20 protein-coding genes and 1 tRNA gene are annotated in these 20,053 nt (G+C 53.3%); 8 read left to right on the forward strand and 13 right to left on the reverse strand.

Annotated features, from left to right (window positions below; genetic code table 11):
- Positions 1-12: 12 nt before the first annotated feature.
- Positions 13-393, reverse strand: a complete 381-nt coding sequence (locus Q4G72_RS12035; protein ID WP_303311672.1) for a VOC family protein — start codon at positions 391-393, stop codon at positions 13-15.
- Positions 394-483: 90 nt separating this feature from the next.
- On the opposite strand from Q4G72_RS12035, the gene Q4G72_RS12040 reads away from it, so the two are divergent.
- Together Q4G72_RS12040 and Q4G72_RS12045 are read left to right on the forward strand one after the other, a co-directional pair.
- On the forward strand, positions 484-1,191 hold the full coding sequence (locus Q4G72_RS12040; RefSeq protein ID WP_303311673.1) for a 16S rRNA (uracil(1498)-N(3))-methyltransferase: 708 nt from the start codon (positions 484-486) through the stop codon (positions 1,189-1,191).
- 42 nt (positions 1,192-1,233) lie between these two features.
- Complete coding sequence (locus tag Q4G72_RS12045) at positions 1,234-1,899, forward strand: DUF4159 domain-containing protein (protein WP_303311674.1); 666 nt, start codon at positions 1,234-1,236, stop codon at positions 1,897-1,899.
- A 52-nt stretch (positions 1,900-1,951) separates the two neighbouring features.
- Here the strand turns inward: Q4G72_RS12045 and Q4G72_RS12050 are convergent, their stop codons facing one another.
- The 6 genes from Q4G72_RS12050 to Q4G72_RS12075 form a co-directional block, all read right to left on the reverse strand.
- Entirely contained in the window at positions 1,952-2,503 is a 552-nt protein-coding gene (locus Q4G72_RS12050) for a hypothetical protein (RefSeq protein WP_303311675.1), read from the reverse strand.
- 38 nt (positions 2,504-2,541) lie between these two features.
- Positions 2,542-3,408, reverse strand: a complete 867-nt coding sequence (locus Q4G72_RS12055) for a methylated-DNA--[protein]-cysteine S-methyltransferase (protein ID WP_303311676.1) — start codon at positions 3,406-3,408, stop codon at positions 2,542-2,544.
- Between the two features lie 75 nt (positions 3,409-3,483).
- Positions 3,484-4,059 carry a 1-acyl-sn-glycerol-3-phosphate acyltransferase gene (locus tag Q4G72_RS12060; protein WP_303311677.1) on the reverse strand — a complete coding sequence of 192 codons (576 nt, stop codon included), beginning with the start codon at positions 4,057-4,059 and terminating at the stop codon, positions 3,484-3,486.
- Positions 4,060-4,144: 85 nt separating this feature from the next.
- The gene (locus tag Q4G72_RS12065; RefSeq protein ID WP_303311678.1) at positions 4,145-4,915 is read right to left on the reverse strand and encodes a patatin-like phospholipase family protein; all 771 of its coding nucleotides are present in this window, start codon (positions 4,913-4,915) and stop codon (positions 4,145-4,147) included.
- Between the two features lie 23 nt (positions 4,916-4,938).
- A complete protein-coding gene (locus Q4G72_RS12070; protein WP_303311679.1) occupies positions 4,939-5,787 on the reverse strand; it encodes an MBL fold metallo-hydrolase in 849 nt (282 codons plus the stop codon).
- A gap of 62 nt (positions 5,788-5,849) precedes the next feature.
- Positions 5,850-6,797, reverse strand: coding sequence for an acetyl-CoA carboxylase carboxyltransferase subunit alpha (locus tag Q4G72_RS12075; protein WP_303311680.1), 948 nt, complete (start codon positions 6,795-6,797; stop codon positions 5,850-5,852).
- Positions 6,798-7,063: 266 nt separating this feature from the next.
- Between Q4G72_RS12075 and Q4G72_RS12080 the strand changes: the two genes are divergently transcribed.
- Positions 7,064-7,137, forward strand: a tRNA-Asp gene (locus Q4G72_RS12080).
- 141 nt (positions 7,138-7,278) lie between these two features.
- On the opposite strand, the gene Q4G72_RS12085 is transcribed toward Q4G72_RS12080, so the two are convergent.
- Positions 7,279-8,343, reverse strand: coding sequence for a glycosyltransferase family 4 protein (locus tag Q4G72_RS12085; RefSeq protein ID WP_303311681.1), 1,065 nt, complete (start codon positions 8,341-8,343; stop codon positions 7,279-7,281).
- A 414-nt stretch (positions 8,344-8,757) separates the two neighbouring features.
- Here Q4G72_RS12085 and Q4G72_RS12090 point away from each other — a divergent pair, with 414 nt between their 5' ends.
- Entirely contained in the window at positions 8,758-9,192 is a 435-nt protein-coding gene (locus tag Q4G72_RS12090; RefSeq protein ID WP_303311682.1) for a hypothetical protein, read from the forward strand.
- An 85-nt stretch (positions 9,193-9,277) separates the two neighbouring features.
- On the opposite strand, the gene Q4G72_RS12095 is transcribed toward Q4G72_RS12090, so the two are convergent.
- Positions 9,278-9,811, reverse strand: a complete 534-nt coding sequence (locus Q4G72_RS12095) for an NUDIX domain-containing protein (protein WP_303311683.1) — start codon at positions 9,809-9,811, stop codon at positions 9,278-9,280.
- A gap of 193 nt (positions 9,812-10,004) precedes the next feature.
- On the opposite strand from Q4G72_RS12095, the gene Q4G72_RS12100 reads away from it, so the two are divergent.
- Together Q4G72_RS12100 and Q4G72_RS12105 are read left to right on the forward strand one after the other, a co-directional pair.
- Positions 10,005-11,411, forward strand: a complete 1,407-nt coding sequence (locus Q4G72_RS12100) for a DEAD/DEAH box helicase (RefSeq protein WP_303311684.1) — start codon at positions 10,005-10,007, stop codon at positions 11,409-11,411.
- Between the two features lie 160 nt (positions 11,412-11,571).
- The gene (locus Q4G72_RS12105; RefSeq protein ID WP_303311685.1) at positions 11,572-12,066 is read left to right on the forward strand and encodes a hypothetical protein; all 495 of its coding nucleotides are present in this window, start codon (positions 11,572-11,574) and stop codon (positions 12,064-12,066) included.
- 142 nt (positions 12,067-12,208) lie between these two features.
- Here Q4G72_RS12105 and Q4G72_RS12110 read toward each other — a convergent pair whose 3' ends face one another.
- From Q4G72_RS12110 to Q4G72_RS12120, 3 genes are all read right to left on the reverse strand, one after another.
- The gene (locus Q4G72_RS12110; RefSeq protein ID WP_156126354.1) at positions 12,209-12,379 is read right to left on the reverse strand and encodes a hypothetical protein; all 171 of its coding nucleotides are present in this window, start codon (positions 12,377-12,379) and stop codon (positions 12,209-12,211) included.
- A gap of 700 nt (positions 12,380-13,079) precedes the next feature.
- Positions 13,080-13,649 carry a helix-turn-helix domain-containing protein gene (locus tag Q4G72_RS12115; protein WP_303311686.1) on the reverse strand — a complete coding sequence of 190 codons (570 nt, stop codon included), beginning with the start codon at positions 13,647-13,649 and terminating at the stop codon, positions 13,080-13,082.
- A 393-nt stretch (positions 13,650-14,042) separates the two neighbouring features.
- Positions 14,043-15,788, reverse strand: coding sequence for a L,D-transpeptidase family protein (locus tag Q4G72_RS12120; protein ID WP_303311687.1), 1,746 nt, complete (start codon positions 15,786-15,788; stop codon positions 14,043-14,045).
- A 257-nt stretch (positions 15,789-16,045) separates the two neighbouring features.
- Between Q4G72_RS12120 and Q4G72_RS12125 the strand changes: the two genes are divergently transcribed.
- Both Q4G72_RS12125 and Q4G72_RS12130 read left to right on the forward strand, forming a co-directional pair.
- On the forward strand, positions 16,046-17,854 hold the full coding sequence (locus Q4G72_RS12125) for a M1 family metallopeptidase (protein ID WP_303311688.1): 1,809 nt from the start codon (positions 16,046-16,048) through the stop codon (positions 17,852-17,854).
- A gap of 64 nt (positions 17,855-17,918) precedes the next feature.
- Positions 17,919-18,860 (forward strand): cyanophycinase, encoded by a 942-nt coding sequence (locus tag Q4G72_RS12130; RefSeq protein ID WP_303311689.1) that lies wholly within the window; start codon positions 17,919-17,921, stop codon positions 18,858-18,860.
- Between the two features lie 106 nt (positions 18,861-18,966).
- Here Q4G72_RS12130 and Q4G72_RS12135 read toward each other — a convergent pair whose 3' ends face one another.
- Positions 18,967-19,950: an isoaspartyl peptidase/L-asparaginase family protein gene (locus Q4G72_RS12135; protein ID WP_368408992.1), complete on the reverse strand. Its 984-nt coding sequence runs from the start codon at positions 19,948-19,950 to the stop codon at positions 18,967-18,969.
- Positions 19,951-20,053 lie beyond the last annotated feature (103 nt).

The raw sequence follows: 20,053 nt of genomic DNA on the forward strand, positions 1-20,053 counted from the left end.
GGGCCTTGCTGTTTAGGATGGAAGCCGCCAGGGCGGATTTATCCGATTGTCACCGGCGAAATACAGAATTATCTGGTTCTGGTCCGGGTCTTTCAGCCGGGCTTCTCGCCACAGCCACGGCTTGTTGGTGGGAAGTTCCTCGAAGACTACGCCGGCCTCAGACAACCTTTGGACCTGCGCATCCAGATTGGTGCACTCAAAATACACCCATATGCCTCCCGCAGACGGTAAATTTTCTACCTGATGCAGGGAGAAAGTGGTTTCGCCATGGGGGCATACAAAGCGGGCATAATGCGGCAAAGCCTCTACAATCAACTCTAACCCCAGCAGTTGATAGAAGCGTATGGCCACTGGTAAATTCAGTGAGGGAACAGTAACCTGATTCAGATTCATGCTGTGCCGGAGATAGTGAAAAGAAGTTGCCGGCCCCAAGATGCATCATGCTCCGGTAGCCACAAAAGCCAATTCCTGTAGCTTTGCCTTATGCCGCATACTTTCTTCGCTCCCGACCTTACGCTGCCTACTTATACCTTGCCCGAGGATGAAAGCAAGCACGCCGTGCGGGTGCTGCGCCTGGGGCTGGGCGCCCCGGTAGTGCTTGTAGATGGCCGTGGAGGGGTATTTCAGGCTGAAGTAGCTGATGCGAATCCTAAACGCTGCCAACTGCGCATTACGCACCATGAAACCGTGCCGCCCCGCTCCTATCTCACCCATGTAGCCGTGGCCCCTACCAAGAACCTCGACCGCATGGAATGGATGGTGGAAAAGGCGGTGGAAGTAGGCGTAGAACGTATTACGTTTCTGCGCTGCGCCCGATCCGAGCGCCGGGAGCTGAAGCTGGAGCGACTGGAGAAAATTGCGGTAAGCGCCCTGAAACAGTCCGGTCAGGCATGGCTGCCGCAAATGGACGAGCTGACGGATTTCGCTGATTTTCTCCCAATGGTTGCACCCGAAACTACCTTTATTGCCCACCTGGAAGAAGGGGAACGGATGGCCCTGTCTCGAGTGGCAGCCGGCGGACCTGGCTGCTGCATCCTCATTGGCCCGGAGGGGGACTTTACTCCGCAGGAAATTGAGGCCGCCTTTGCGCTAGGCATTCGTCCGGTAACCTTAGGCGCCTCCCGTCTGCGTACCGAAACAGCTGGGCTGGCAGCCGTGTTTACTGTACATATAGCGCGGGAACTGCAATAGCGTAAATTTAGTATCCAAAGAATACCACCTACTCCGCGAGCTATGCTGAAAAAACTGTTTCTAACGGCTATTCTCCTGCTGCCCCTGCTGGCAGCAGCGCCCGTTGCGCCCAGCTTCCGCATTGCCAAGCTTCACTACGGCGGGGGCGGCGACTGGTATGCCAACAAGACCTCCCTGCCCAACCTCATACAGTTCTGCAACCGAAACCTCCATACCAACATTGACCCCGAGGAAGGCACCGTAGAACTGGACTCGCCGGAACTACTCACATATCCCTTCGTGCACATGACCGGCCACGGCAATGTGGCTTTTACGGATGCAGAAGCCAAAAACCTACGTCGTTACCTCACCGGCGGCGGTTTCCTGCACATTGATGACAACTACGGACTGGACCGCTACATCCGGCCGGAAATGAAGAAGGTATTTCCGGAGCTTGAGTTTGTGGAGTTGCCCTTTTCCCATCCTATCTACCATCAGAAATATTCGTTTCCGCGCGGCCTGCCCAAAGTGCATGAGCATGATGGCAAACGCCCCCAGGGCTTTGGAATCATCTACAAAGGCCGCCTGGTCTGCTTTTACACTTATGAGTGCGACCTGGGCAATGGCTGGGAAGATCTAGGCACATATCCAGAAGATACCCCAGCTATTCATGACGCCGCTCTGCGCATGGGTGCCAATCTGGTAACCTACGCTCTGACGCAGGATTAATGCGCTAAACTGCACATAAAGGCTACTAGGCAGCCACGGAAGTGTTATCCCTTTAAAAACGGCGCTGCAGTACCTCTGCCAGGATAAAGGCCGTTCGTACGTCAGCGGGGTTGCGCAGGCGGGCGGCTACATTTGCTGCAGTAGCCGATGGCGCGGCCGTGGCGCCCTGCCGGCTCCAGTAATCCTCTTGTCCATGGGCTACAGCCGCCCGCGGCAATCCGGCGGCCCGTCTGGCCGGGCCGGCGTCTAATTCCTGGCTACGAGCGTGACGCTGCGTTGCGGCCACTTCCAGACTGCGGGCAGCTGGCTCCGTTACTTCCAGCGAGCGAGCCGGCTTGGCAGCTTCCAGTGGAATTGCACGGCCAGCAGGCGTAACCTCTGAGGGCGTTTTCTTTGGCTGGTTTTGCTCCATCATTTGCTGTAGCAGTTCCTCAAAATTAGGAGCCGGAGCGCGAGTCGGCTTAGCAGATGATGTAACCGTCTTGGGTAAAGGCCGCTCCTGTGCTTCCTGACGAGTAGTTTCCTGGGCTTTGCGCCACATACGCACGATAAAAAGGAGGAGCCCGAGGGCAATCAGCAGCAGGGTTTGGAATTTTTCGGGCATATAGCTGAGGGCATTAATACAGGCCGGGCGTTGGTAATCTACGCAAGTTGAGCGGTATGTTGCTCCACCTTAGCCATTTCCCATCCAATGAGAGCTTTTTTGGTAGTGGAGCCCCAACGGTACTCACCCAGTATGCCTTCCTTACGAATTACCCGATGGCAGGGAATCAGCAGGGCCACCGGATTGGCCCCCACTGCCGAGCCTACGGCCTGCAAAGCCCGCGGCTGCCCAATGGCGTGTGCTACGTGCTGGTAGCTTACTACCTGCCCGACGGGCACCCGCAGCAACGCCTCCCACACTTTCACCTGGAAGTTGGTACCACGCACTAACAGGTGCAGGGGCTGCCCAGCCACTGGCGCAAACGCCCGGGCCAGCAGCGGCCCCGTACGGTCGGCATCGGCTCCAAATTGGGCCTGGGGCCAGCTCTTTTGCAGCGCACCAAGGGCGGCCGCAAAATCTGGCTGCTCGGGATGCAGCAAATGCAGCCCACAGATGCCCCGATCAGTAGCGGCCAACAATGCCGGGCCAAAAGGCGTGTCATGCACGCCATAGCTAATGTTTAACCCCGCACCACCGGTACGGTACTCCAGCGGCGTAACGGCCTCCAGAGTCACAAATAAATCATGCAGGCGGGAGGGCGCCGATAGGCCAGCATCTTCGGCTGCTTCGGCAAATGGCGCGGCTTCTGCCAGACGGGCCTTTAGAAATTCGGCGGTGAGGTATTGCACAAAACGCTTCGGGCTGATTCCAGCCCATTCGCTAAACAGCCGCTGAAAGTGAAACGGGCTAAGGTGTACCGCCGCAGCCACTTCTTCCAGGCTGGGTTGCCGTCGGAAGTTAGCTTCCAGAAATTGAATAGCCTGCGCAATGCGCTGATAATCGGGGTTTGCCGGGATAGTAACCATCTGCTTTGAAGCTAAGTGATAATCAAAGCTACACCCCTGCCCTCCCGGTATCAACCCGATTCTTGCGGAGTTGTGCTAGCGCACGCCCTGCTCCGGATAGCGGCCGGTTTTGGTACGGTAATAAGCCTTTATTTTCTCCAGATCGGCCTCATAGTCGCCGGTGGGATACACCGCAGGACCGACACCGGCTTCCTTGTTCTTATAATCCAGGAAGCCCAGAAGAATAGGCACATTCGCGCCCTGAGCAACGAAATAGAATCCTTTGCGCCATTTTGGCTGGTACTTGCGGGTGCCTTCGGGCGTAATCATAATAATCAGCTCCTCCCGCTCATTGAAGAGCTTTACCATGCCATCTACCAGGCTATTGTTTCGGCTGCGGTCTACTGCCAATGCGCCTAAGGAACGCATCAGCCCACCTACTAGCGGGTTATCAACCCACTCCTTCTTTACGGTGAAGCGCACAGGAATACCCATCAGAAAAAACGCGGCACGGGCATACAGTAGGTCCCAGTTGCTGGTATGCGGGGCGGCCACCATAATAGCTTTCCGGATATCAGGCGGCACTATCGAGGCCAGCTTCCAGCCATTCAGCCAAAACCAGAATTTCGAAAACAAATACCAGAAGGTGGGTGTGGTAGCAGGTTTAGGCATAGATGCAGAAAAGACGCAGAAAGAGTCAAGGGTAAAAATAGTTGAATTTTATGGGCTCCCCTTCCCCATATGTCCCCTGAAGCGTTTATTCCGCCAACAAACTCCGAAGCTGCGTTTCCAGCTGTAGCGTGTACCGGTAGCCAATCTGAAAAAGCTCGGGTGCCAGGCGGTAGCTCAGCGGACGATACTGGTGTAGTTCCGGCGGCTCAATGAGCAGCTGGCACTGCTGCTGCCGTGAGGCAGTATTAGCGTTAATAGCCAGATGCAGCGTCCGTTCCACCAAACGGCGGAAAGTGGTAATACGCGCCGTATGATTAACCGGGTTGCAATGCACACCCACAACCGGATTACCATAGCCGAGCAATGGCTCTACAGGCAGGTTATTCAGCAGCCCACCATCAACCAGCTGGCGGCCCTCAAACTCTACCGGCCTATAGACAATAGGAACGGCCGAGGAAGCCAGCAAGGGCGGAATTAATAGCCCCTGGTCGTAAAATACGGATATTCCTTCCCCTAAGTCAGTAGCCACCAGGGTTAAGGGGCAGTGCAGGTCGGCGAATGTGCAGCCTGGGCCCAGGTACCGTACAAACAATTGCTCCACAGCATCCATCTGCAACAGCCCGAAGCTGCTGAAGGCGGGCCGCATCAGGCGGGCTACGTTGGTGCTGGTAAGCATGCGGAGAATATCAGCCGGCGGATACCCCGCCGCGTAGAATGCTGCAGCAATAGCTCCGGAGCTAACGCCTGCCAGCCGGCCCACCGGCAGCTGCAGCTCATCCAGCGCTGCCAGCACCCCCAGGTGCGCAATACCGCGTGCTCCTCCCCCCGATAATGCAATGGCTAAATGCTGCGGCATCCTCTTTGGGCGGGAGTATAGGTCTATAATTCAGCGAAGCGGAAGGTTTCGCCCAGGCGTATGCCTTTGTCCGTGTGCTGCACGGTGCAGCATTCCACGGCGGCATCGTGCTCCAGTACCAATACCCAGTTCTCATCGGCCGCTCGGCGCAGCACCCGCTCCTTTTCGTCCAGGGTTATGAGGGGGCGCATATCGTAGGCCATGATGTAAGGCAGCGGAATATGTCCCGTGCTGGGCAGCAGATCGGCCATGAATGCCACAGTACGCCCCTTGTACTTCAGCAGAGGCACCATCATTTTTTCCGTGTGCCCATCGGCGAAAATGATTTCCCGGAAGACGGACAGCGGCTCCGGTACGCCTGATTTTGGCTGGATAAACTTTAACTGCCCACTTTCCTGAATGGGCAAAATGTTTTCACTCAGGAAGCTGGCCTTTTCACGGGCGTTGGGGTGTACAGCCCATGCCCAATGCGCCTCATTTGACCAGTATGTGGCGTTGCGGAAGGCTACTTCCAGTTTGTTTTCCGCTGTGCGCACTACTGAGCCCCCACAGTGGTCGAAATGCAGATGCGTCAGAAAGACATCAGTGATATCCGAGGAAGTATAGCCTAGCTTACGCAGGGACTTTTCCAGCGTGTCGTCGCCGTGCAGATAAAAATGGCCCTTAAACTTCTCATCCTGCTTGTTGCCAATGCCATTATCCACCAATACCAGCCGGTCGCCATCCTCTACCAGTAAGCAGCGCATGGCCCAGGTGCACATATTATTGGCATCGGGCGGGTTTAGCTTCTGCCACATGGATTTGGGCACTACCCCAAACATGGCACCGCCATCCAATTTAAACAGACCGGTATCGAGAGGATGAATTGTCATGCAGTACTAACAAAATGAGGGATGAGAAATGGGTATTTCCATTCCTCATCCCTCTTATGTACTTATTCTACTACTACGCCCATGGCGGAGAACTTGTCGATACGCTGACTGATTCGTTCGTCGGCAGGCAGCGCTTCCAGCTCATCCAGGGTTTTAAGTAGAGTCTTTTTCAAGGTATCCACCATCTTTTTGGCATCGGTGTGGGCACCGCCAAGGGGTTCTTTCACGATGCCATCAATCAGCTTGGCGGCCAGCATATCGGCGGCTGTTGGCTTCATGGCTTCCGCTGCCTGTTCTTTATAGTTCCAGGAGCGCCACAAAATAGTGGAGCAGTTTTCCGGCGAAATCACCGAATACCAAGCGTTTTCCAGCATTAGCACCCGGTCGCCGATGGCAATGCCCAGGGCCCCACCGGAAGCACCTTCCCCGATGATGACACAAATAACGGGCACCTTCAGCAGGAACATTTCCTTCAGGTTGCGCGCAATAGCCTCGCCCTGCCCCCGCTCCTCGGCTTCCAGGCCGGGAAAAGCACCGGGCGTGTCAATCAGGGTAATAATGGGCTTGTTGAATTTCTCAGCCAGCTTCATGAGACGCAGCGCTTTGCGGTAGCCCTCGGGATTCGGCATGCCGAAGTTGCGAAACTGACGCTGCTTGGTGTTGCGGCCTTTCTGCTGCCCAATCACCATGACGGTACGTCCGCCCAGTTCGGCAAAGCCTCCTACCATGGCTTTGTCGTCGCCCACGGTCCGGTCGCCGTGCAGCTCCACAAAGTTGGAAGTCATTCCTTCAATGTAATCCAGCGTGTAGGGACGGTCAGGGTGACGTGAGAGCTGCACGCGCTGCCAGCGGGTAAGGTTGGCGTAGGTCTCCTTTTTGAGGGCTTTTATTTTGGCTTCGAGAGCGGCTACCGCTTCGGATACATCTACCTGGCTATCGTGCGCCAGTTGTTGCATTTCGCGGAGCTTGCCTTCGAGGGCGGCGATGGGTTGTTCGAAATCGAGGAGCATTGGCCGAAAAAAGGGAAACGTCTGGATTAGGTAGTCCTTTTGAGAAGGGAAGCAAAGGTAAGTGAAGCAAAGGATACAAGCCGCGCCCAGTTAACAGGGATTTGCAAAAGAGGTGGCTAAAATTTTTCTGCCTGATAAACAGCCCTTAGGGTCCTTCCCGGCATTTTTTTTGCGGTTTTTTTAGCTCCGGAGTTGTGTAGTAGGGAAAGGCCCTCTACATTTGCATCACAATAACGGAAAACACACGGTCTTCCAGTAAGTAAAACGGTTCGGTAGTTCAGTCGGTTAGAATGCCGCCCTGTCACGGCGGAGGTCGCGGGTTCGAGTCCCGTCCGGACCGCAAAGGCCCCTCAGAGCAATCTGAGGGGCCTTTTGCTTTTCCAGAAGTTATGCTTTGGGCATGCGTAATACACAATGAAAGGGGCGTCTGCATCATAATGCAGACGCCCCTTTCAGGTACCGACCTTCTCGCTACAGCAACTTAGCTGAATAAGGCAAGGAAATTTGCTTCGTTTGATTTTACGGAATAACGGGTTTCAATGGTGTTGCGGGCCGCTTCACCAAAGCGCGTGCGCAAAGGCGCATCCTGAATCAGCTTTTCGAGGGCTTGGTACCATTGTTCGGGGGTAGAGCAGATATAGCCATTTACGCCATCCGTCACTACTTCCGTGTTCATGCCTACCGGCGACACCAAGGCCGGGACGCCCAGGGCCATATACTGCAGCGCTTTGAAAGCGCATTTCCCTTTGGCCCAGGGGTCGTCTTCTAAAGGCATCAGGCCAATGTTAAAGCTCAACAAATCCTTAATTTCTGTGTCTTTCCGCCAAGGCAGAAAGCGCAGGGACTTGAGTGGCAATGTGGGTTCCTGGTTGGAAATGACCCGAAACTCGAAAGCATACTGCTGTTCCAGCCGGGCCAGCACCGGTACTACCTGCTCCAGGTACTTCATGGTGGAGTGCGTACCCGTCCACCCTATCACTATTTGCTCCGTCTGCTGGTCCTTTACCTCGTTGTGCAGGCGCAGGGTATCGATGGTAGTAGGATTGATGTAGGCCTTTGGGTTGTACTGCGCCGCAAAATTGCGCAGATAGGCGTTGCCACAACTCACTTTGTAAGCCCAACGGCAGATACTGCCTACTTTATCATGCCACTTGATGCCGGCCACTATCTTATTGGCTTCCGAGGTGTTCGGAATCCAGATGGCATCATCAAAGTCATAGATAATTTTCTTCTGGAAGACGTTGGCTATCAGCCATTCAAATATAGGTGGCCCAATAGGTGAAGCCTCCCGGTGAATAAACACATAATCATAGCCTGATAAAGTAAAAAGCTGCCCTATGCGCGAAGCGAAGCCCCCCAGGATACCCAGCGCCTTGGCCAGGGTATGGCCCGGCTTATATAGAATACCCCAGGTTTTCTCAGAAACAAAGGATGCCAATGTATAGGTATGCCCGGCTTCAGTCAGCAAGGGTAAATATTGTTCAAACCGAAACCGCTGGGAAGGTGCTTTCCCGTGCGGATAGGGTGTTAGGAAAAGTATATTCATTAGGGAAAAAGAAGGACACGTAGGCAACTACATATGTGTGGATATACAAAGGTACCAAAGAAAGGTAGCGTCAAAGTCTGCGGAACACTTATTGTCAATTGAATACAGCAGGGAGTAGAAATCAACTCTTCCTTGATTATTCAACAGTGGAATTTACTTTTTGAACTAAGTCAAGAAGCATTTTTCAGATGGCTGGGCGCGAGGGAAAAGCGTCATAAAATATTATTGCCCTGATTTTTCTCAGTAACTTTGTAGCCCCTTGGTATATCTGTATAAGAATTTGCTTAAATCTGCCTCATGAGACAACTTTTTCTCGCTTTATTTCTCCTTAGTTCGTTAGCGGCATCAGCGCAGGTAAAATCTGAGCGCAAGCGGTATATGGTTCCGAAGAAGGATTCCGAATGCCCTTACGTTTTGAACGTAACCAAGAACACGGATGAAGATGCGGAAGTATCGGCTAGCGTTACGCGGCTGGTTTACCGCCCCTACTCTGAATTGCTGACGGAAGTCAACGAACTGAAGAAGATGAACAGCTGGGCTGATAGCACCTACCAGCGCAAGCTGAACAGCATTCCAGCTGGGGGCCAGTTGTCTGTGACGATGTATCGCCGGGGTTCCCAGAATGCGGACCCGTCCTATCTGAGCTTGGTGGCGAAGGATAAGGATGGTAAAGAGCTACTTAACATTCCATCCTTACCCGCCGGTGAAGGCCGTTTCTGGAACCGTGACTTGTATAAGAGCCAGCGGATTATTCCATTTGTTAAAACGGATGCTCCTCAGTCCGTTAAGGTGTTTATTAACGACGCAAAGCTGAAAGAAGATTTTGAATATGTGGTAAACACCCAATAATGGACTGTATTACCCAACATTAACCAAAAGAAGTGCCCGCTCCAACATAAGAGCGGGCACTTCTTTTAACCATCTGTATAAGCAACTAAACCACCTTACTATTGCCCTTGTTAAGCTGTGCCCATTGAACGGCAATCCAGGTTTTGCCGTCCTGAATAGGCTGCTGCAGGAGCTTATCTAGCGGAAGGCGTACAATTTCTATTTTCTCGTTTTCAGCAGCGGCCCCACCACCGGCAGCGGTTTGCCGGCTAACTTCAGCGTAGTACAAATGGATAAACTCGGCGCTATTGCCGGGAGAAGGATAAAAGCCAGCAATTAGACTCAACTTATCTACTTCGTAGCCAATCTCTTCCATAATCTCCCGGCGCATGGCTTCTTCCGGCGCTTCTCCTTCATGGTCCAGTACGCCGGCCGCAATTTCCAGCACGTCATCTTCTGCCCCCACCCGGTACTGGCGCACCAGAATGTATTCCTGGCGGCGGGTATCAAAAACCAATGCGGCTACCGCCTGTCCGGGCTCAAACCGCTCACGCCGCAACTCTTTAGCGCCATCCTGCACCGTAAGCTGACTGAGCTTATAATGACCATTATGAAGCAATTGGCGGTGTGTAATGTGCATAGCGGAAAGTAATAGGTTGAACTAAAGCAGGAGCTGCCGTGTCCTACTATACTGGGCCTGCTACCGCGAGGTTGGCCTGAATATAGCCGTATGTGGCTATTGCTGGGTTAAAAACCCGACCTTTGCGGACATTACCTGCTGCTGCTCTGCCTGCAGAGGGCCGCAACCCATTTCCTTCCCTTATTTCCTGTTGATGTCTTTCGACGAATTGAATCTGATTGACCCTATTCTGCGCGCTTTGCAAGAAGAAGGGTATACTACTCCTACCCCTATTCAGCAGCAAGCTATTCCGCACGTGCTGGATGGCCGCGACCTTTTGGGCGTGGCACAAACCGGTACCGGCAAAACCGCCGCCTTTACTGTTCCTATCCTGCAGGTGCTGCACCAGACGGCTCAGGTTGAGCGTCATTCCCAGTCCCGTATCCGTTGCCTGGTGCTCACGCCCACCCGGGAGCTGGCTATCCAGATTGGTGAAAGCTTCGCGGCTTATGGCCGACACCTGAAAATGCGCCACACCGTTATTTTTGGTGGCGTGGGCCAATTGCCCCAAACTAATGCACTGAAACGCGGTGTAGAAGTCCTGATTGCCACTCCCGGCCGCCTCCTGGACCTTATGAGCCAGGGCTTCGTTGATTTGCGTCATATCGAAGTATTTGTGCTGGATGAAGCGGACCGTATGCTGGATATGGGCTTTATCCATGATATCAAGCGCATTCTGCCTAAGCTGCCTACCAACCGCCAAACGCTGTTTTTCTCGGCTACTATGCCCAGTCAAATTCAGCAATTGGCCGACAGCATTCTACGCCCTAACCCCGTGAAAGTGGCGGTTACACCCGTATCGAGCACGGCGGATACCGTAACGCAGGCAGTATACCTGGTTGAGAAGAATGATAAGCCAGCGTTGCTGGAGCATTTGCTGGGTGATAAAACCATTCGCCGGGTGCTTGTCTTCACGCGCACCAAGCATGGCGCCGACCGGGTGGTGAAAACCCTGGCCAAAGCCAGCATTCCCGCCGAAGCTATTCACGGCAATAAGTCGCAAAACCATCGGCAGCGGGCTTTGTCTAACTTCAAAGCCGGTTCTACCCGCGTGTTGGTGGCTACCGACATTGCGGCCCGCGGCATTGACGTGGATGAGCTGACGCACGTTATCAACTACGAAATTCCTAACGAGCCCGAAACCTACGTGCACCGCATTGGCCGTACCGGCCGGGCCGGGGCAAATGGCATTGCCCTTTCCTTTGTGGAGGATGAAGAGCGGGCTTATCTGCAGGATATTCAGCTGCTGATTCGTCGGCAGATTGATGTGGTGGATAAGCACCCCTATACGAGCAGCGCCGTGGCGCCTGTGCCACTGCATGGCGGTGCACCTATCAAAAAGCCCAAAGGCCCAGCCGGTCGCCCGGCTCGGCCCGGTCGTGGCCCACGCGAAGAACGTCCGTCCCGCTCACATGGCGATTCTCATGCTTCTTCCCGCCCATCACGGCCTTCAGGCCAATCGGCTGGGGGCAGCGGCGGTTCTGCTAGCCGGGCTGGCAGCAGTGGACCTCGACGCTCTTTTCGGGGCGGCAACCGCACAGGTGGTACGGGAACCCGCTAAACCATCCGTTTGCCCTTAAACAGAAAGAGCACAGGCCGCGGGCTGTGCTCTTTCTGTTTAAGGGCAGTAGCTTTCTAATGTTTCTTTGAAACAAATCCGGGGCTTTCAGCATTTTATTCCCAAGAAGTATCATCGGACTCTGCATCAGCCTTTTCAACTTATGGCACAAAGCACACTTCCGGTTATTGAGGCGCTGCGAAATACAGCCCTGCGCCTGCAAAGCCTGGCTCCTTATCAATGGGGCCATATGGGTAGCTGCAACTGTGGGCATCTGGCCCAAACCATAACGCGGCTAACCAAAGGAGAAATTCATGCCCGAGCCATGCAGCGCCACGGCGACTGGGAGCAGCAACTAACGGACTATTGCCCTACCAGTGGCCTTCCCATTGACCAGACTATCGATGAAATGCTTGCCCTGGGGTTTTCCCGTCAGGATTTAACACATCTGGAACGTCTTTCTGATCCGCGCATCATGTCTGCTATGCCATGGGACCGTCGGAATAGCCTCCGGCACAATCAGCGTGATGATGTAGTGTTTTACCTCCGCACCTGGGCACAGCTGTTAGAAGAGGATTTAATGACGACTATACAGCTTAAGCTTCCAGAAGTAGTGAAAAATCCCGTGCCTGTTTCAGCTCATTTCACGCTGGCATAGCCTTGCGCTTCAGCTAAAAGCATAAAGCCCCACCAGAATTCATCTGGTGGGGCTTTATCATTATCAGTAGGGTAAAAACCGGGTGAGCTTTAGTGCACCACGTAGGCACAGATGCAGGCAGCAACCAGTTCCCGAAGGTGGGTTAGTAATTAACGTTGCTACGTTGTGCCTCCCGGTATTGCTCAGCACGATGGCTACGCTTATAGGCGGCATCAGCATTAGGATCTTTCTCGGCGTCGGGGGCTTGAGTGCAGGACGACAGGAACAGGGAAGCGCCGACGGCGGACAACAGGAGCAGACGGAATTTTTTCATGCGCCAAAGGTAAGCAGCCCACTTCTTTCCCACAAACCCACTTCCCATGGATTGAAAACACGGTGGTGCCTGAGAATAAGCGCATACAAACCCACATGGTCCAGAGGCAGATGTATCAATTCAGCAAATTGATTTTGATACAAATGTAACAGTAGAAAAATCATGCATTTACCTTTCGAGTAAAATACAATTCTCGCAATTTACCATTGTAACAGACTAAATACATTGCACTACCCCTTTTTAAGTTACCAAAAAGGTTAGCATCACTAGTATTGAAATTTATATAACGATTTTAAGCATAACCTCAAGATAAAGAACTTAGCATTGCCGAGTTTCCTAAACAGATATTTACAACATGTTGTAAATAAAATTATTCCGTGCAAATACCCTATACAACAAGAACATAATAATGGATAACCAAGCCTTTAATATTCAAAGCATAACTCATTGACTAAAAGGTATTTTTATTTCAAATATTTGCCTTTCATTATTTAACAATCATCATATCTTATAACATAATAATTACCATATCATTCCATAAGTTTTATCAAGTGAAATCCGGCTAAAGATAGCTCCTATCTACTCTAACACTAACTCCCGGAAGTACACTCTGCCAAATTGTACCTTGTTAGCTTGGCACAAACCATCAGCTTAGCTAAGCTATACATCAACGGCATAGATGCAGCACGTAATTAGCCTATTACTCTGGCTGATATGCAGAGAAGGTCCCATCCTGGTAAAAGATGACAATGCGCCTGATGGCTTTACCTGGATCTACTAATCCACTTAAGAAGGAGGTAGTTGGTTCCTGAGCTGGCTGTGCCACCGTGGTGGGTTTGATAACCATGGCAGGCCCAGGCTGGATATTGGATGAGGCAATAGGAGCATTCACCACGGACTCTGCTGGCGCTTGAGTAATAGAGCCCAATGCAGGTTTAACCTCAAAAGCCTGTAACGGCTTGTTTATAGCAGGCTTGGCTGGTGGGCTCTTAGGCTGGCGCTCTTTATCCACCATTTTTTGCTCGGTTTTAGGAGCACTGGCAGGACTTGAGCTATTAGAAAGGCCTAGCATATCACCCTGGCCAGAAAGAAGCCAGGAGATGCTTAAATCAGGGAAAGCAGATAATATCTTCTGAACTACCTCCAAGCTGGGCTTATTGCGGCCACTAAGAATATGGCTGACAATTGGCCTTCCTACTCCAATAGCATCCGCAAACTGCGTAGGCGTGAGTTGGCGCGTAGTCAACAGGGCTCTGATACGTTCTACCATAAGACGATAAATTGGAATCTTCTGGTTACAAATGTAGTAGATACCCTTGAGAGTACCCTGGAAAGCTTGAGTTGAACTCTTATGTTACTGTTGTTAATACATCAGGCTATTATTAACAATAGTAATCAGATTAAGAACCTTGTTTACATATGTAACACATATGTAAACAACTCAGTGCCGCATTTTGCCTTACCAACATTTAGCCTCTACCCCCGCTGTTTCATTGCAATAATTTGCTTATTCACATAGGCCATCTGTTTACTTCTTTGGCTCCCTTGATCATATATATGAAATGCAAAAGCCGACTCTACCACTGAAGGCAGAGTCGGCTTGCGTATGTTGGGGCTACAGGCTAAGGCCTATGGGAATCATCCCGCAAGAGCCGGCGGCTCCTTAATCAAAGTATTCGCGGGCCAGAGATTTATCGTGTCCATAAATGTCGTCGCGGAAATGCACCTTCCCGGCTTCATCTACCCACGAGGTAAAGTATACCAGATATACCGGAAGCTTTTCCGGAAGACTAACGTACTTCTCCTGCCCCTGGGAAATAGTATTCATGATGTTGGACTCATCCCAACCGCTCTTGTTACGCAGCAGATAAGTAGCCAGTCGGATGGGGTCTTCTACGCGCACACAGCCATGGCTAAAGCCCCGCTTAGTTTGGTTGAAGAGTTCATCATGCGGCGTATCGTGCAGGTAAATATCGTTGGAGTTCGGGAAGATGAACTTCACATTGCCTAGGTCATTCTGCGGGCCCGGCCGGCGGCGCAAGGTATAGCGCCAGGTTTTTTCTGTCAGGTTGGCCCAGTCAATGGTACCGGGGTCAACGGGGGTAGCCTTGGCACCAGAGCCTTTCACTACCTCCATATCCAGGCGGTCTAGCGTGCTATAAGGGTCAGCGGCCAGCTTGTTGCGCAGTTCTTTATCAATAATGCTGTAGGGTACATTCCAGTAGGGTGCCAGCACAACAAACTCCATTTTGTCACTGAACACAGGAGTTGCGTTCAAGGTCTTGCCTACAATTACGCGCATATCGAACACCTCTTTGTTGTTCTCGATGACGTGCAGCTTGTAGTCGGGAATGTTCACCAAAAGATAGTCAGCTTCGAAGCGCTTAGGCACCCAGCGCCACCGCTCCATGTTCAGCATGATCTGCTGAATCCGGCTTTCCAACGGAACGTTGAGCTGCTTTAAAGTCTCCCCACCTACTACCCCGTCGGGGCGCAGGCCGTTGAGCTCCTGAAATTCTTTTACAGCATTTACCAGTTCCCCTTCGTACTTGGCAGCCGGGGCTGTGGGTGCGTTAGGGCCACCATTGGTAACCGGAGTAACCGGGGCCGTTGCTGGAGCAGGTTCGTTGAGCAGGCGCTGGCGGAGGAGCGAAACACTGGGCGACGTTTCTCCGGGTTTCAGCTTCAGCGTGGCCGGGAGCTTTACCCAGCCGCCATTCCGCTGAAGAGCGCGGTAGTCGGCCAGGGCTTTTTTCAAACGGTCATACTCAGGATGCAGAGGCTCGAACTCATAGTACGGGTACGTACTTTCACGCTCCTTCAGAATGGTCATCAGGGCCTTATGCAACTTAATTTTGTTGCGTTTTACTCGCCAATCCACTCCTTTAGTAGCGCGTGGATCAACCGTACCCCGGTAGAAATCAGAGGCATAGTTAAAATACGTACCGGACAAAGCCACATCAATTTCCTTCTCCAGGGCATTGCGCCGAGTAGTATCCTGTTGGGCTTTTTCCAGCTCAGCAAACAGCTTATTGAAGTCTTTGATTTTGTAATCCTTGGGGTCCAGGCCTTCTTCGGCCGCTTTGTCCAGCACACTCAGCATGGTTTGCGCCTGGGGCACCAGCTCATGGTTGCGGAACCAGCCTAGGCGGAAGTCACGCTCCCGGTAGAACTTTTTAGCCCACTCCAGTTGGTCTTTGAATGCGGGCTCAGCCAGCATCTGGCGAACCACAAACACACTATCCAGCTTGGGCTGCGGGCCGCCCGGCTTGGAAACCATTCCTGGCAGGGCATTCTGGATTTTACTTTTCTGATCATCGCTGCAAGCTGAAGCCGACGCTAACAGCGACAGTCCGAGCACCCAGAGCAGAAAAGTTTTAAAGAAATATGTAGCAAACGGTGATTTCATGTCAGAACGGGGTAGCGACTCAGAAGCCAATAAAACGGTGAAAGACCAGGCAGGACAAAAGGCCGGCTTTGCTGGTCGGTCGTTCTACTTTAAACAACCAAGCAAGGTTGTGCTTCCCTTATTTGGGCCGCGCTACACCATGCCGCAAGTTAGCAGTTTACATGATACCCATGTAACTATTTCAACTCCCCTTCCGGCCTGGCATATTGGCTATATTTACGCTTACCTCTTTCTACCCTACTTTTTCGCTGCCCTGTATGTCAACCTCTGCTGCCCTGTCCCTGCCCGCCGATCCGCACAGCTATGCCCGCCCAGCAGAAGTAAGCGTGCGGCATTTGTTACTTGATCTGAGTGTTGACTTTCGCAGTCATACCCTGGCCGGCATAGCCACCTGGCAACTACAGCACCAGGGAGAAGCCACCGAGCTATGGCTGGATACCCGCAACCTGCAGATAGATGCCATTACCGCGGGAAACGAGCACCGCGAGGAACCGACGACCTGGGAAAACGGCACGCCCGATGCTATCCGGGGGCAGTCGCTCCGCATACAGCTACCGGTAGGGGCCAGCCAGGTTTCCATCCGCTACCGCACTTCTCCCCAGGCAGCAGCTTTGCAGTGGTTGAACCCGGAGCAGACTGCCGGGCACCAGCAGCCCTTCCTTTTTACTCAGTCGCAGGCCATTCTGGCCCGCACCTGGTTGCCCTGCCAGGATTCGCCCGGGGTGCGCTTTACTTACGAAGCTACCGTGCGCGTGCCTGCTCACATGCTGGCGCTCATGAGTGCCGAGAACCCGCAGATGCGCAATGCGCTGGGAGAATACCACTTCCGCATGGCACAACCTATACCGGCTTACCTCATGGCACTGGCCGTAGGCGACCTGGCTTTTACCCCACTAAGTGGCCGCACCGGTATTTATGCCGAGCCGGTCACCCTCCCCGCCGCTACCAGCGAGTTTGCGGATCTGGAAAAAATGGTGGCAGCGGCGGAAGAACTATACGGTCCCTATCAGTGGGAGCGATATGATTTACTGGTGCTCCCGCCCAGCTTTCCTTTCGGCGGCATGGAAAACCCGCGTTTAACATTTGTAACCCCCACCATTCTGGCCGGCGACCGTAGCCTGACCAGCCTGGTGGCCCACGAACTAGCCCACTCCTGGTCTGGCAACCTGGTAACGAATGCAACCTGGAACGACTTCTGGTTGAACGAGGGCTTCACCGTTTACTTTGAGCGGCGCATCATGGAAAAGCTCTATGGTCGTCCTTATGCGGATATGCTTCAGGTATTGGGGCATACCGCACTGCTGCATACCCTGGAGGAGTTAGGCCCGGCTAGTGCTGATACGCATCTCCATTTGAACTTGGCTGGCCGCGACCCTGACGAAGGCCTGAATGAAATTGCCTACGAAAAAGGCGACTATCTCCTACTGACCCTGGAGCACTTGATAGGTCGTGAGGAATTGGATGCTTTTATTAAAGAGTACTTCACCAGGCACCGTTTCCAGTCCATGGATACCGCCTCGTTTATTGCCTACCTGCGGCACGAGCTGCTGGATAAGCACCCGGGCCTGGAGGAAGAATTGCAGCTTGCTGCCTGGGTTAATGCACCGGGCATTCCGGCCATAGCCCCGCCCGTTACCTCAGAGCGTTTTGACCGGGTAGAGCAGTCCCTGCAGGATTGGCTTGGTGGCACGCCCAGCACCCTGCTTCCTACCCAGGAATGGAGCAGCCACGAATGGGTACACTTCCTGCACGGTCTTCCTGATAATTTACCAGCCCCCCGCCTGGCAGAGTTGGATGCTGCTTTTCAGCTTACTCATTCGGGTAACTCCGAAATCCTTGCGGCTTGGTTTCCACACACGCTGGCCGCTGGCTACCAGCCTGCCGACGCTGCACTGGAAGCTTTCTTGATCCGCGTAGGCCGGCGTAAGTTTCTGGTGCCGCTCTACAAAGCACTATTAGCAGCGTCTGATGGTCATGAGCGGGCCCAGGCCGTATACACACAGGCCCGGCCCAATTATCACTCAGTGGCCAGCGGCACGCTGGATGCTTTGCTGGGTCGTTCGTAAATCAAGTCCATTTACCCGGCGGTTTATGGCGCGAAGCTTGCCTGCAGGTAGTAGCTTTGTCATAGTGAGTCGTAAAGTTGAATTTGAGTTGGAAGCACAAAAACCTCTTGGTAAACTGATTGCCGTTGGTGGCAATGAAGATAAAGGCACTTATTCCACCCCCCGGGCCCGGAAGAAGTACTATCTGAATTTCTTTGAGCTGGGTATTTTGAAGCGGGTAGTAACCGAGTCCCAGAAAACCGACCCGCGTATTGAAGTAGTCACCACCGCTTCTATGATTCCGGTGGAAGTGGGCACCATCTATACATCTTCCTTCGGGATGCTGAACTGCCACAATGTAGGCGTAATGGATATTCGCACGCCGGAAGATGCCCGGCAGCCGGAATATCTGGAGCGCCTGCGTTCCACGGACATTATTATGTTCAGTGGTGGCAACCAATCCCGGCTAAAGCAAATGTTTGGGGGCAGCGCATTTTTGGAGTTGCTCACGAACCGCTACTATACCGAGCCCAATTTTGTGGTAGCTGGCACCAGCGCCGGCGCTATGGCCATGTCGCAAATCATGATTACCGGGGGCAGCGTCCCCGACTCTCTGCTAAAAGGGGCGGTAAAACTGGGCACCGGCCTGGCCCTGATTGATGATGTGATAATCGATTCCCATTTTGTGAAGCGGGGCCGTTTTGGCCGCCTGATTGAGGCCGTCAGCGTGCATCAAAAGCTAATTGGCATTGGCCTGGGCGAGGATACCGGCGTACTAATTACGGATGGCAACCTGATTGAAACCATTGGTTCTAACCTGGTTATCATTATGGATGGGCACACCATTCGGCACAACAATGCGCTGACCGCCAAAAATGGCACTGCGCTTTCTCTGGAAGGCATGACGATGCATGTGCTGGCAAAGGGCAACGTGTATGATATAAAGGAGCGCCGTTTTTACTGCGACCGGCCAACCCATGATCAGCACCTGCTCACGCTGGCGGATGGCTCGCACGTAGCACATTAATTTCCTTAACACAAGGCAAGCAAAAGCCCGTCGTCTGAGCTCAGACGACGGGCTTTTGCCTTTAGAATAGGGGCAGTTGGAAAGCCCCTATATATATAAGGAGTAGTTACTCGGAATAAATGCCAATTTCCAGCGGTGAGCCGGAGGTTCGACTGGCCCGGTACATGCCCTCCGAGTTGAAGGGCATGGCTATATTGCCGGCCGCATCTACTGCCACCAGGCCGCCCTCTCCCCCCACCGGCGCCAACTTATCATGCACTACAACGCGGCAGGCTTCTGCCAGGCTCAGGCCGCGGTATTCCATGAGGCAGGAAATATCGTGGGCCACCACCGCCCGCAGGAAAAACTCACCGTGGCCAGTACAGCTAATGGCGCACGTGGTATTATCGGCAAACGTGCCTGCCCCAATAATGGGCGAATCCCCTATGCGAGAGTAGCGCTTGTTGGTCATGCCGCCGGTGCTGGTAGCTGCGGCCAGATTGCCGTACCGGTCGCGGGCAACCGCGCCCACGGTACCCATTTTCTTTTTAGGGTCTTCCGAGAAAGTACCGGGCTCTACCAGCGGAGCCGGCTGTTTAACCGCCTGACTGTGGTCCAGGCGTACGCGTCCCTCCAGAATAGCTTCCTGGAGCTGGTCGTAGCGGTGCTGAGTAAAAAAGTAGGCGGCAGGCTGCGTGGGTAAGTTATGCTCCCGGGCCAGCTCATCGGCGCCGGGCCAGGCCAGCAGTACATGCTCGGTGTGTTCCATAACTAGGCGGGCCGCCTGGATGGGGTTTTTCACGGTGCGCACACCAGCCACAGCGCCGGCGGCGCGGTTACGCCCATCCATAATGGCGGCATCCATTTCGTGGTGGCCATCGTGGGTGAACACGGCACCGCGACCGGCATTAAATAAAGGGCAGTCTTCCAGGGAGCGTACGGCCATTTCTACCGCGTCCAGGGCCGGACCACCAGCTTCCAGCACGGCATAGCCGATTTCCAGAGCCGTTTGTAATGCTCCGCGGTAAGCCTGCTCCTGAGCGGCCGTCATGCGGGCCCGGGCTATGGTTCCGGCCCCGCCATGCAAGGCCAGCGCCAATTCATTCATCATAAGAGTACTACCTGCAAGGTGAAAAATACGTAGCTAACCCTACGGCCCCAAGCCAGGCAAGTTCACTGACCAGGCACCGGAAGGGTCGTTTTTTTTTCGTAGG

The sequence above is a fragment of the Hymenobacter sp. BT730 genome (assembly GCF_030542105.1).
Classification (GTDB): domain Bacteria; phylum Bacteroidota; class Bacteroidia; order Cytophagales; family Hymenobacteraceae; genus Hymenobacter.